Origin of the sequence: Frankia sp. AgB32 (genome assembly GCF_023243045.1) — a bacterium.
In the GTDB taxonomy this organism is placed as follows: Bacteria; Actinomycetota; Actinomycetes; order Frankiales; family Frankiaceae; genus Frankia.
Genome location: NZ_JALKFX010000025.1, coordinates 51,973 through 64,488 on the forward strand (window position 1 = coordinate 51,973; position 12,516 = coordinate 64,488).

Annotated in this window: 10 protein-coding genes; 5 read left to right on the forward strand and 5 right to left on the reverse strand. The window is 73.5% G+C overall.

All coding sequences use genetic code 11. The annotated features are described in order from the left end of the window. Positions 1–58 precede the first annotated feature (58 nt). Both MXD60_RS10330 and MXD60_RS10335 read right to left on the reverse strand, forming a co-directional pair. On the reverse strand, positions 59–787 hold the full coding sequence (locus MXD60_RS10330; protein WP_248818796.1) for a DUF4230 domain-containing protein: 729 nt from the start codon (positions 785–787) through the stop codon (positions 59–61). A 47-nt stretch (positions 788–834) separates the two neighbouring features. Continuing rightward, the gene (locus MXD60_RS10335) at positions 835–2,559 is read right to left on the reverse strand and encodes a PP2C family protein-serine/threonine phosphatase (RefSeq protein WP_248818797.1); all 1,725 of its coding nucleotides are present in this window, start codon (positions 2,557–2,559) and stop codon (positions 835–837) included. A 726-nt stretch (positions 2,560–3,285) separates the two neighbouring features. On the opposite strand from MXD60_RS10335, the gene MXD60_RS10340 reads away from it, so the two are divergent. Beyond that, complete coding sequence (locus MXD60_RS10340) at positions 3,286–4,452, forward strand: ABC transporter ATP-binding protein (RefSeq protein WP_248818798.1); 1,167 nt, start codon at positions 3,286–3,288, stop codon at positions 4,450–4,452. Then, positions 4,449–5,234: an ABC transporter permease gene (locus MXD60_RS10345; RefSeq protein WP_248818799.1), complete on the forward strand. Its 786-nt coding sequence runs from the start codon at positions 4,449–4,451 to the stop codon at positions 5,232–5,234. Before MXD60_RS10340 ends, MXD60_RS10345 begins: the two co-directional genes overlap by 4 nt. Positions 5,235–5,242: 8 nt before the next feature. On the opposite strand, the gene MXD60_RS10350 is transcribed toward MXD60_RS10345, so the two are convergent. Next, on the reverse strand, positions 5,243–6,088 hold the full coding sequence (locus tag MXD60_RS10350) for an aldo/keto reductase (protein WP_248818800.1): 846 nt from the start codon (positions 6,086–6,088) through the stop codon (positions 5,243–5,245). Positions 6,089–6,356: 268 nt separating this feature from the next. Between MXD60_RS10350 and MXD60_RS10355 the strand changes: the two genes are divergently transcribed. Both MXD60_RS10355 and MXD60_RS10360 read left to right on the forward strand, forming a co-directional pair. Then, positions 6,357–6,635, forward strand: a complete 279-nt coding sequence (locus MXD60_RS10355; protein ID WP_248818801.1) for a type II toxin-antitoxin system TacA family antitoxin — start codon at positions 6,357–6,359, stop codon at positions 6,633–6,635. Between the two features lie 92 nt (positions 6,636–6,727). Then, positions 6,728–7,216 carry a GNAT family N-acetyltransferase gene (locus MXD60_RS10360; protein ID WP_248818802.1) on the forward strand — a complete coding sequence of 163 codons (489 nt, stop codon included), beginning with the start codon at positions 6,728–6,730 and terminating at the stop codon, positions 7,214–7,216. Between the two features lie 85 nt (positions 7,217–7,301). Here MXD60_RS10360 and MXD60_RS10365 read toward each other — a convergent pair whose 3' ends face one another. Together MXD60_RS10365 and MXD60_RS10370 are read right to left on the reverse strand one after the other, a co-directional pair. After that, on the reverse strand, positions 7,302–9,191 hold the full coding sequence (locus tag MXD60_RS10365) for a hypothetical protein (protein ID WP_518467690.1): 1,890 nt from the start codon (positions 9,189–9,191) through the stop codon (positions 7,302–7,304). A gap of 141 nt (positions 9,192–9,332) precedes the next feature. Beyond that, on the reverse strand, positions 9,333–10,760 hold the full coding sequence (locus tag MXD60_RS10370) for an MATE family efflux transporter (RefSeq protein WP_248818803.1): 1,428 nt from the start codon (positions 10,758–10,760) through the stop codon (positions 9,333–9,335). A 141-nt stretch (positions 10,761–10,901) separates the two neighbouring features. On the opposite strand from MXD60_RS10370, the gene MXD60_RS10375 reads away from it, so the two are divergent. Beyond that, positions 10,902–12,485 (forward strand): glycosyltransferase family 4 protein, encoded by a 1,584-nt coding sequence (locus MXD60_RS10375; protein WP_248818804.1) that lies wholly within the window; start codon positions 10,902–10,904, stop codon positions 12,483–12,485. The last annotated feature ends 31 nt before the right edge of the window (positions 12,486–12,516 follow it).

Sequence of the window (12,516 nt, forward strand, 5' to 3'; positions counted from 1 at the left end):
CCCCCGGGGGGGGGCGCCGCGCGGCGGGGGGGGCCGGGGCGCGGGCGGAACCCACGGGTCAGCGCTTGTCAGCGGCGTAGGTCACCTGGACGTTGGTGAAGCCCAGCGCCCCGAGCAGGCCGCGCAGCATCGCCGTCGTGTTCTTCTTGCCCAGCTCGGTAACCTGGCCGTCCTCCTTCGCGGCATCGGTCATCTTCGCGGACGCCTTCTGGTAGAGCGCCTTGTCGCTGCTGATTCCCCCGACCAGACCACCGACACGGTCCAGCACCCCGCGCTGACGGGCCACCACGTAGCTGTGGTCGAGATCCACCTGCGGCGTGGAAAGGGTGGGATTCGGCAGCTCGATGGTCACCGAACGCCGATCCGGCGACACCTTCACCGCGTCGGCGTCGAGGTGGCCGAAGTCCACCATCGAGTCGACCGTGCCGACGCCGACGAACAGCGTCCGCTCACCCTTGAGCGCCGACGGAATCCACCTGGTGTCCTCTTCGAGGTCGACGACGACCTCGAAGTGGGCGCCGGCGGCGTGGTACTGGCTGAGGTCCTCCAACGAGCGCAGCACCGCCGGGGAGCTGCGGTCGATCGTGCGCTCCTTGAAGGGGTTGAGGCTCGGCCTCCAGCCCGCGACCACCGCGATGAGGCCGACGACGAGCACGGCGAGCAGGATCGTGGAGATCAGCCGCAACGGGCTGAAGCGAAACGGCAGCGGGCGCCGAGACCGCGTGGCGCTCTCGGTGGCGGCGCCGGTGGAGCTGGTGGGCCGGTCCGTGCCGGACTCGTCGTTCATGGTCGGTGATGTACCCGAAATCCCTGTAACCACGCACGTAGTCGGCATCACGACGTGGTGTCGACGGCCTCGTCCAGGCGGTCGGTACGGGCGAGGACGATGGCGGTGCGATCGTCTGCCTGCTGGCCGGGGGCGTGGCGGCGCACGGCCTCGAAGGCCCCGTCGAGCAGCGCCACGGGAGTGCGGCCCGGGTCACGGAGGATCTCCGCGACCAGCCGGTGCACGCCGAACTGTCGCCCGGCTCTGTCACGCGCCTCGACCAGCCCGTCGGTGTAGGCGATCAGGACGTCACCCGGCTCGAGGCGGAACGTGTGGATCTCCCACGCCCCGGGCGCCGCCAGCAGGTTGGACATCAGTGGGCCGGTCGGCGGCAGCCGGACGATCTGCGCCGACGGGGTCGCGAGCCCGGTCGCCCGCGGGCTGTCCGGGACGAGCGGCCGCGGTTCGGACTCCCCGGCAGCCGGGTCGGCCGGTGCGGGATCCGGCCGGGCGTCGCCCGCACGGGTCAGGTCGGGTCGCGCGGGAGCGAGGGCCTGGAGCGGGTGCCCCCCCGGGGTTCGGCGCAGCAGCAGCCCGTCCGGATGGCCCGCGTTGACGTAACAGACCTCACCGGAGCGCGCCTCGACGAGCAGGATGATCGCGGTGGCGAACATCTCCTCGGTCTCGCCGAGGTTCTCCACCGCCCACTCGACGGCCCTGGCGGCGCCGGCGCCCGTGCTCAGGGCCGCGTCCAGCAGCTGCTTGAGCCGCAGCGCGAAGACGCCCGCGGCGGCACCATGGCCGGACACGTCGCCGACGATCACGGCGACGCGACCGCCGGGCAGCTCCACGGCGTCGTACCAGTCCCCCGCGAGTTCCCCCTGCGCCGGGTCCACCCGACCGTGCAGCATCAGATCCCGGGCGTGCAGCCGCGGCGGGGTGAGCGCGTCCCGCAGCGCGACGACGGCCGGACCCTGCTGCGCGAGCGCCTCCCAGGACCGTTCGTTCTGCCGGACCAGCTGGACGAGCTGGGCGCGCATCGTCTCGACGTCGGCGGCGAGGGCCACGATCTCGGCGGGACCGACCGACGGGATCCTGGTGTCGTACCGTCCGGCGGCCACCGCGTTGACCGCCCGTTGCAGGGCACCGATGGGGCGCAGCAGCCAGCGGCGCGAGGTGATGGTGATCGTCACCAGTACCGCGAAGATGACGAACACCGCGCTGCCGAGCGAGCTCAGCAGCAGGACGGCGGCGCTCTCCACCCGGTTCGACGCCGCGGACTGCTCGACGTTGATCTGCTCGGCGAGCCTGGCGACCTGGCCGCGCAGCGCGTCGAAGTCACGCCGGGCGTTCGCCCGCACGACCCGCGTGGCGCCGGCGACATCGCCGCGGGCCATCGCCGCGAGCTCCGGCTCGACCACTTCGCGCCGCCACGCCTGGTAGGCGGTGTGGACCCCGGTGAGCCGCGAGTGCAGATCGGGGAAGTCGTCCAGGAGGCCGTCGAGGCGGCTGTCGAGCACCGGGATGGAGCGGTCGGAGGCGTCGAACGGGGTCAGAAAACCGACGTCCTTCGTGACGATGTAGCCGCGCAGCGCGCTTTCCTGGTTCACGAAGTCGGCGAGGAGCAGCGCGCTGGTCGTGGCGGCGGGATCAAGATGGCGCCCGCGTTCCCCCGCCGCGTGCTGCGACCGCACCCCGGAAACCACGGCGAGCAGCAGCATCGCGAGGATCGCCATACTCGCGATCAACGTCAGCACCCGAATGCCGCGTCGAAGGCCGGCGGTCTCGCCCACATCGACGATTGTGGTCCATCCCGCGCTCCTCCCCGAGGCCGGGGACGCGGTCTGCCCCTCCCGACGATCGTCCGGGTGACCCGCGCATCCGATCCGGGTGATCGGTTGCGGCCGGCGGCACCCGGCGCGGCCACGCGGAGCCAGGCGGACGACAGCCGGCCGAAGTCACCGTCCTTCGGGTTTTTCGCGGAACCCCGCGGCTCGCATTGTGTCCGCCATCCGCATCAATCAGACGGATAGAACATTAAGTGCTTTCAGTGCTTTCCCGTCTGCCCGCGAGCGGCGGCAGGAAATCCGGGTAGGAGAAGCTGGATCCGGAACGCCGGCCCGCTCCAGGTCGTTGACGGAGGTGGACGCGATGGTCCAGGCGCGATACCGCCCGATGCTGGTAGCTGCGCGGACCACCCTTTCACCCGCGCCCCGGATCGGCCGTGGCGCACCCCCGCCGCCCGCGCGAAAGGCGGCGGACGCGCCCATACCGCGGCGCCCGTGCGCCCGCCCGTCGGTGATGCAGCGGGAGCGACCCGACCGACCCACCGCTCTCCGGCAGGGTCACCACCCGCGCCGCCGCCCCGGGTTCGGGTCGGTCGTCGGTGCGGGTGGCCCACCCTCCGCCGGCCCCGCTCGCCGCTCGACCGCGCCGGAATGAACACGCAGAACCGGGACGACCGAGGACAGGCGGACCAGGACCTGCCTGACCGCGACAAGGCTTGGGAGCAGACAACGATGACCTTCGGTTCGCCCGCCGGCTCGGCAGGTGCTCACCGGCCGGCACCACGCGGCGCCGCGAGGCCGGCAGGCCGCGTCGCCGGCACCGCCCGCACGGACGCGGCGATCTGGACCCGTGGCCTGACGAAGAGCTACGGCTCCCGGCGAGCGGTCGATCACCTCGACCTGCAGGTACCACGCGGCGCGCTGTCCGGTTTCGTCGGGCCCAACGGCGCCGGCAAGTCCAGCACGCTGCGCATGCTGCTCGGCCTCGTCCGCCCCAGCGCGGGCCGCGGCTACGTGCTCGGCCAGCCCGTCAGCCGGCCAGATCGCTACCTGCACCGGGTCGGCGCGATGATCGAGGGGCCGACGTTCCATCCAGGACTGTCCGGACGTCGCAACCTCGAGCAGCTCGCGACCCTGCGCGGCATCGGCGGCTGGCGGCGTACCCGGCGCCGTGATCGGGTCGAGGCGGTGCTGGCGCAGGTCGGCCTGACCGAGCGGGGCGAAGACCGGTTCAGCTCGTACTCCCTCGGCATGAAGCAGCGCCTCGGCATCGCCGCCGCCCTGCTGCCGGACCCGTGCCTGCTGATCCTGGACGAGCCGACGAACGGCCTCGACCCGGCCGGCATCCGGGAGATGCGCACGCTGCTCGGCCAGCTCGCCGGGGCGGGGATGACCGTGTTCGTCTCCAGCCACCTCCTCACCGAGGTCGAGCAGATCTGCGACCACCTGGTCATGATCAACGCAGGTCGGATGCTGTTCCAGGGACATGTCACCGACCTGCTCGCCGCCGAGGATCCGCGCATCGCCCTGGTGCCCGAGCACGACGCCGACGCCCGCCGGCTCACCGCGCTCCTGCACGACGTCGGCCTCCGGGTCGAGATGGACATGCGGCCCGGCCCGCGCGACCCTGGCGCCGGCCACGAGTACGCGCCCGTCGTCACCGTGCATGGTCCGGAGGGCCTGGCCGCCGACCTCAACCGGCTCGCCATGGGCGCCGGCATCGCCCTGCGTTCCCTGCGCTCCCACCGACCCAACCTGGAGGAGACGTTTCTGCGTGTCACCGGCGAGATCGACGGCGATCTCCTTCGCTCCGACCCGCTCGTCACCATCCCCGACGCGAGCGTCCCACCGGCCGGCGCCGGGCTCGATCCCGCCCACAGCCGGGGCGGCGCCACATGATCAACGCATTCCGGGCCGAATGGGTGGCGCTGCTACGGCCCCGTTTCCTGCTGGGCACGCTCGGCGCGGTGCTCGCCTGTGCCGTTCTCGGCACGGTGCTGACCTTCCTCTCCGTCGGCCACACCGACTTCGACGGCGCTCCGGTCACCGCGGCCGGGCTGTCCCAGCCGAACGGGCTGATCCAGGGTGCGCAGGCGGTGAGCATCCTGGTCGGGGTGGTCGCGCTGTCCGTGGTCGCCGCCGTCCTGGCCGGAGATCACGGGCACGGAACACTGCGCAATCAGCTCGTCGCGCAACCGCACCGGGCCCGGCTGCTGGCCGGCAAGCTGCTCGCCCTGGCACTGTTCGTTGTCCTCGTCGTCGCGGTCGCGACGGTCGCCTCGTTGGCCCTGTCCTTTCTCCTCGCGCCACTCAAGGGCGTCTCGACCGCCGCGTGGACCAGCTCGGCGGGAGCCGCCGCGCTGGCTGCGGGCTTCCTGAACCTCTGCCTCGGCTCGCTGGGCTACGCCGCGGTCGGGGTCCTCGCCGCGATCGTGATCCGCGGCCCGGCCGGGGCGGTCGCGGTGGCGATCGCCTACGCCCTGCCCGTGGAGATGCTGATCTCGCGGATCTACGGGCCGGCCCGCGGCTGGCTGCCAGTGCAGCTCATGCAGGAGATCTCCAACGGCGGCTCGAGCTACGCCACGCCGTACACCGACGCGTTGTGGCGCGGCCTGCTCTACGGCGCGGCGATGGTGCTGCTCGCCGTGGTGTTCTTCCGCCGGCGGGACATGACGTCCTGAGTTCGCGGTCAGTGGCCGAACGTGTCCGAGTCGAGGGCGGCGGCCTCCCCGGCGGCACCGCGGTCGAGCGCGGAGATCGCGGCGATGTCCCCGTCGCTCAGCGTGAAGCCGAAGACGTCGATGTTCTCGGCGAGCCGGGCCGGGCTGGCCGACTTCGGGACGACCACCAGGCCCAGGTCGAGGTGCCAGCGCAGCACGACCTGGGCGGGCGTCCGGTCGTGCCGGGCCGCGATCGCGATGATCACTGGATCGTCGAGCAGGCCGGTGCCCGCGCCCAGCGGACTCCACGCCTCCGTGACGATGTCGTGCTGGGCGTGGTAAGCGCGGACCTGCACCCGGGCCAGCCGCGGATCGAGCTGGATCTGGTTGACGTCCGGCGCCACCCCGGTCTCGGCGAGCAGCCGCTCGAGGTGCGCCCGCTTGAAGTTGGACACGCCGATGGCCCGCACGTCACCGGCCTTCAGCAGCTCGATCAGGCCACGCCAGGCTTCGACGTAGCGGTCGCGCCCGGGGTTCGGCCAGTGGATGAGCAGCAGGTCCAGGTAGTCGACCCCGAGGCGGCGGACGCTCTGCTCGGCCGCTCGCCGCACCCCGCGCACGCTGTGGGAGTTCTTGTTGAACTTGGTCGTGACGAACAGTTCCTCGCGGGGTAGCCCGCTGGCGCGCAGCCCGGCGCCGACGCCGCGCTCGTTGCCGTAGTTGTGGGCGGTGTCGACCAGCCGGTAGCCGAGGCCGACTGCCTGCTCGACCACCCCCTGGACGGTGCGGTCGTCAAGGGGCCAGGTGCCCAGCCCCAGCCGGGGCATCCGGGCGCCGTGGGCGAGGGCGACGGTCGGAACGGGCGAAGGCGGCACGATGGGCGGACCTTTCTGTCACGATAGGAGAACGTCGTGATCGCGGACACCGTGATCACGGAAACCGCGATCCGGACACCGCGATCACGGAAACCGCGGTCGCTGAAGCGCGGCAGCCGCGACGGCTGATGCCGGGCGCGGACGACACGAGGGCCGGCGGACAGCATGGCCCGACGGCACCGCGGGCCCGACGACACCGCGGGCCCGACGAGGATGACGCGGTGGACCCGGCGCGCGCCGTCGACCGCGTGGGGAGCAGACTGCCAGCATGAGCGCCGCCAGGGATGCCGGAGACGACATACTCGCCGTAACGCTGCCCGCGGACTCCGCGGAGACCATCCGCTCCGCCGCGGAGGGCGAGGGTCTGTCCCTCGAGGACTTCGCCGCGGAGGCGATGAAGCGGTATGCCCGCGAGGTGCTCGCCGACCGGCGCCTGTTCCGCGTGCCGGACACGGACTGGAGCGCGCTCGAGGCGCTGCTCGAGGCCCCGCCCGCCGACGCCCCTCGGCTGCGCCGTCTGCTCGACGACGAACCCGGCGCCGAGTAGTCCGCCACCAGCCCGCCTCCCGACCCGCGCAGCTTCCCGGCCCGCGCCACCGCGCGCCCGTCCGTGCGGCCCGCCGAGAAGGATGTCACGCAGTGCCCCTGACCAGACCCAGCGCCCTGACCGACGCCCCGGACCGGGCCACCTTCACCAGCGGCGACGAATCCGTGGACGCCTGGCTGCGCCACCACGCTCTCGATCACCAGCAGGACCGGACGACCAACACGTTCGTGGTCCTCGACGGTGACCGTGTCGCAGGCTACTACTGCCTGGCGACCGCGGCGGTGGAGCGCATCGTGGGTTCCCGCCGGCGGTCGCGGCGGCCGACCGAGCCGGTGCCGGCAATGTTCGTCGGCCGGCTCGCCGTCGACCTGCGCCACCAGGGCCGCGGCGTCGGCGCGTCACTCGTCCGGGATGCGGTGATGCGGGCGCTCACGGTGCACCGCATGGTCGGCCTGCCCCTGCTGCTCGCCCACTCGTCGCGGCCGGACGGACGGGACTTCTACCGCCACTTCGGCTTTCGCGCCGTCCGGTTCGATCCCTACCTGCAGGCACTCCCGCTGCGCGCGGCGGCCGGCGGCTGATCGGCGCCGGCCCCGCGGCGGCGTCCGGGCCCGGCCGGACCGCGGCGCGCCGGGGGCCGGCGGAGGTCAGTTCTGACGGCGGAGGTCAGTTCTTCAGCAGGACGTCGAGGTTGACGCGCAGCAGCCACTGGTCGAGCTTGAACGGCGGGTAGGGCCAGGGCAGGCTGTTGAGCACCATCTGGTTGACCGGTAGCCACAGGCTGCGCCGAGCCGCGTCGACCGCGCCGCGCCGCACCCCGACATAGCGGGTCGACGGGTCACGCAGGCGGTTCAGGCCGACGTCGACCGCCTCCCCGGTCCGGAACGTCATCCGGCTGCCGCTGCCGGCTGGCCGGACCGCCTGGAGCAACCCGTCCAGGCCGGCGAGCAGCACCGCGCCGGTGTCCGGGTCGAGGCTGACGCTGCGGACCAGGCCGCCCCGGTCGGTGCCGGTGACGAGGTAGTCGGGGGTGTTGGCGACACCCCAGGTGTCCACCGGCCAGTTCTCGATGGCCGGCGTGCGGGTCACCAGCCCGCGCTCGCGGCCGAGCTTCGGGTAGACGGCGAGGGTGTCCGCGCGCAGGCCGTCCTTCCTGGTGCGGGCCACGTAGAGGGTCCCGTCGCGGCCGAAGACCGCCGACTCCATCCGGGAGCCGTCCTGCACCGCGCGCACGGCGGTGCTCTTCGGGGTGATGGTGGCCCGCGAGGCCGAGTAGGAGAACTCCTGGATCGGGAACGGCTGGGTGTCGTAGTCCAGCCCGCGGACATCGCTGATCAGCACGAACCGCTCGTCGTCCGGCTCGCTGGTCGGATCGGCGGTGACCTCCCGGGGGTTCACGACCAGCTCCACCCCCAGTGGCCTGACCTGCGGATACTGCCAGTGCGCCCGTACGTGGCCGGACGCGTCGAGCACGAGCAGCGCCCCGTTGTCCGTGCCACCCGGACCGGACCCCATGTACTGGGCGATGACGAGGTGCCCGCTGCGCGGCAGCCTGGCGATGGAGGTCAGGCCGCGCGCCGAGCGGGGATTCAGCGGCGCGAGCACGGGGAAGGCCCGCGCGGCGATGTTCGCCGGGGCGTTGCCCGCGAGCTGCGCCGCGGTGAAGGATGCCTTCGGGTCGTAGCCCCAGCGTCCGGAGCCGGCGTCCCGGCGCAGCCCGCCGATGCTCGGCAGCTCGCCGTCGGTCGCCGTGTTCCAGCCGAAGAACGGCGACAGGGAGGCGAAGACCACCCGTTGATCGCCGTCAGGGCCAGGGACGACGGCCACGTCGGAGGTGTCTGCGCCACCCACCCCGCGATAGCCCGGGTCGACCCGGGGCAGGCTGGTGCGGCCCTTGGAGGAGGGGATGACGAGCCGGGTGAACCGCAGCGCCTCCGGCTCGAAGACCTCGATCTCCATGTCGAACCCGGTCGGCTTCGACTGGTCGTCGGTGAACGGGGTGGTGCAGATGAACACGGTGCCGTCCGCGGCCACGGCCGACATGAACGCCGCCTGGCCGGAGCCGAAGCCCCACCCGGGCACCTCGGTGACCCGCGTCGTGGAGCCGGCCTCGCCGAGGGCGCCGAAGGTGCCGGGAGCGCCGTAGATCGTCAGCAGGTCCGTCGGCAGCGGGACCGTTTCCCCGACCGGCACGGACGGGCCGGCCGTGACGCCGCCGACCGGGGCGGACGGACGCCCGCGCGGCAGTCCGCCGGGAGTCGATCCGTGCGAGGACATCCGCTGCCCGGCGATGAGCCCGCCGGTGGCGGCGGCGCCGAGGCCGGCTGCGCTGGCAAGCAGCCGGCGCCGGGTCAGCCGGGTGGACGACGCCTGGCCGCTCCCGCTCATGGTCGGGGCCTCCTCCTCGTCGAACCCCAGGCCCTCGGTGATCCATTCCTGCGGGGACTGGTCCGCCGGGGCGTCGCCGACCTGATGATCGCGACGTCGGCCCAGTCGCCCGGCGGAGGTGCGCAGGGACTCGCTGTCAGGGATGTCGGAGCGGTTCCGGGCTGGCATGTGCGGCGGCCTCCCCGCTTTCGACGCCAGTGGGGCGCTGCGCATTCCGAGCTGATTCGATCTCGGGTACAGCGACCGTACCTGACCGACCCATAGGACATATCGGACAGGGACTTCGGAGCCACACCTGGCCGGGGATGCCTACACGTGCGCCGGAAAACCACCTTCCGGCCGGGGGTCGGTGACCGCTGGGCCCCGGGCACCGCCCGCCGCCCGGGCGGCCATGACGCCCTCACGGCGGTCACTGTGGTGCAGCCGCACCACCAGCAGGCCGACCGCCAGCGCGGTCAACGACTCGGCGACCAGCGCCGCGACGGCCGTGGCCATCGCGTCCCCGCCGGCCGACACCAGCGCCACAGCCGTCGCCACCGAGGCGACCGTGAGCACCCAGACGACCCGGCGCACGCCGGCCCCGAGAAGGTAGGTGGTGAACATCAGGGTGACCGCGAGCAGTGTCATGCTCAGCGCCAGCACCCACAGGGCCGGCGCCGCCTCGGTCAGGTGCGGGCCGAACACGGTCTCCAGCAGCCACTTCGCCCCGACCAGGCCGACCAGCGCCAGCAGCAGACCGGGCGCGACGACGAACGCCAGCGCCACCGCCAGGGTCCCCCCGGCGGGCCGGCCCTCGGTGCGCCGCCGGGTCGCCTCGGGCAGCAGGAAGTTCGCGACCGCCAGTCCGACGAACACCGGCACCTTGCACGCCGTCGAGATCGCCGCGTACCCGCCGACGCCGGTCGGGTTCAGCCAGCCGACGATCACCACGTCCATGTTCTGCAGCAGCGCCAGCGGGACGAGCGCGCCGAACGCCACCGCGGTGTCGGCGATCACGCTCTGGCGGGCGCTGGGCCGCGGCGCCGGGATCGGCATCGGGATCGGGCCGGTGGCCGGGGCGGCACCATCGGTGGGCAGCGGGGCCGACCACCGGCGCTGCGCCGCCGCCCGGGGTGGCCTGGGCGTGCGCGAGACCGCCCAGCGGGCGTGCTCGGCGCCGACGATCACCCCGATGATGATGCCCAGTCCCGCACCGTTGACGCCCATCCCGCAGACCACGAAGATGATCACCAGGCCGATCCGGACGAACCCCTCGACCACGAAGTTGACCGCCAGCCGCTGGTAGGCGCCGCGGGCCTGGATCAGGCCGCGCTCGACGCACAGCAGCGTCCACAGCGCGGCGCCGATCGTCGCCTCGGCTATCGCCACCGGATGCGGGTATGACATCAGCGCGGCCACCGGCCGACACAGCGCGAGGGCGGCGACCGTGGCCAGCCCGATGCCGACGCCGCAGGCGCCGCGCAGGCGGCGAATCCAGTACCACCGCTCGCGGCGGGAGTCCCCGGACCCGGACGTCTCATGTTGGACAACCGCAATAAGCAGGGCATTTCCGGCGACCGACAGGATCAGGAAGATACTGACCTGAACGGACAGCGCACCGTAGGAATCCGAATCCAGGGCGCGCGCCACGATGAGATTCATCAGCAGGTTGCACCCGTTGACGAGCATGCCGGCGATCGCCAGCGCCGCCGGGCCGGCCAGCAGGCCGGTAACCGCCTCGCGGGAGGGCTTCGCCATCAGACTCCACATCGGGTCGGGACCCATCGGTCACGCATGGCGTAACTTCGCCGATGGACTGTCGCGGCGGATTTCTCCGGCATCCGTAGGTTGCAGACGAACATGCTAAGCCCTTCCGAACGGATGAGAGGAACGCCATCGGTGGACGCAAGCCCCCTCGCCGCGTGGTCCGAGGACGTCACGCCGCGCCGCAGCCTGCCGGCGCTCGCCGGCAGGCACGTCGTGTTCCTCAACTGGCGTGACCGCGCCCATCCGCAGGCCGGCGGGGCCGAGCTGTTCTGCCAGTCGATCGCCGAGCGCTTCGCCGCGGCGGGTGTGCGGGTGACCCTGCTGACCTCGCGACCAGGCGAGCAGGGGCAGCCCGCCGCGCTGCCCGCCGAGTCCGTCGGCGGGGTGGACGTACGGCGCGGCGGTGGCACCTTCGGGGTGTATCCGGCCGTCCTCGCCCGGCTGGCCAGCCTGGGCCGGGCCGGCCACCGCGTCGACGCGGTGGTCGACTGCCAGAACGGGATCCCGTTCTTCTCCCCCCTGGTGCTGCCGGCGAGCACCCCGGTCGTCCAGGTGCTCCACCACGTCCACCAGAAGCAGTTCCCGCTGTACTTCCCCGGCCCGGTCGCCCGCGTCGGGCAGCTGCTGGAGGCGCCCGGCAGCCGGCTGGTCTACCGGCGCCGGCCGGTGGCCGTCGTCTCCCCCTCGACCCGGGACGAGGCCCGCGACGTCCTCGGCCTGCCCGGTGCCCGCTATCTGGTGCCCAACGGCGTCGTCCCGCACGCCATCGACCCGCCGGGCGGCGACGAGCCGGCGGGCGGCGCCGGCCGGCCGGCGGCGACTCCGACGATCGTGTGCGTCGGCCGGCTGGTCCCGCACAAGCGGCTGCACCTGCTGCTCGACGCCGTACCGGGGCTGGCCGCGGCGCATCCGGGGCTCGTCGTCCACGTGGTCGGCGACGGGCCGGACCGGGAGCGGCTGGTCGCCCACGCCGAGCGGCTCGGGCTGACCACCGCGACCGGCGCCGGCGACGGCGTCGTGCGCTGGCACGGCCATGTCCCCGCGGACGTGCGCGACCGGCTGCTCGCCTCGGCGTGGCTGACGGTGAACCCCTCGCACGGCGAGGGCTGGGGCCTGTCCGTGCTGGAGGCGGCGGCACTCGGCGTGCCTGCCGTCGCGTTCCGCGTCCCCGGGCTGCGTGATGCCGTGCGCGACGGGACCACGGGGTGGCTCGTCGAGGACGGCGTGGCGCTGGAGCCGGCGATCGACGCGGCGCTGCGGGAACTGTCCGACCCGGTGGCGGCGGCGCGGCTGCGTGCGGCCGCGCGGGCCTGGGCGGGCGGGTTCACCTGGGACGCCAGCGCCGAGCTGCTCGCCCGGGTGGTCACTGCCGAGATCGATCGACTGGCCGCTCCCGGCGGACCGGACCGGGACCGCCGCCGGCTCGACGACGAGCTCACCCATGCTGTGTTCTCCCTGCCTCCCGGCGTGCCGCTGCCGACCCTGCGCCGCACCGACCTCGTCTACCGGCCGGACCCCGCCGGCGAGGAGGTCGTCGCCGTCCTCTACGGGGCCGGCGCCCAGGCCACCCGGGCCGCGCTCGCCCGGGCCGGCGTCGCGGCTGAACCGCGGCTACGCCCCGCCACCGGGGAGGACCTGCTGGTCGCCGCCTGCCGCGCGCTGGCCCCCGCGCCAGCCGTGCCCGCCCGGGCCGCTGCCGGCGTGACCGTCGACTAGGCCCCCCCCCGCCCCCCCCACCCCGCGGCGG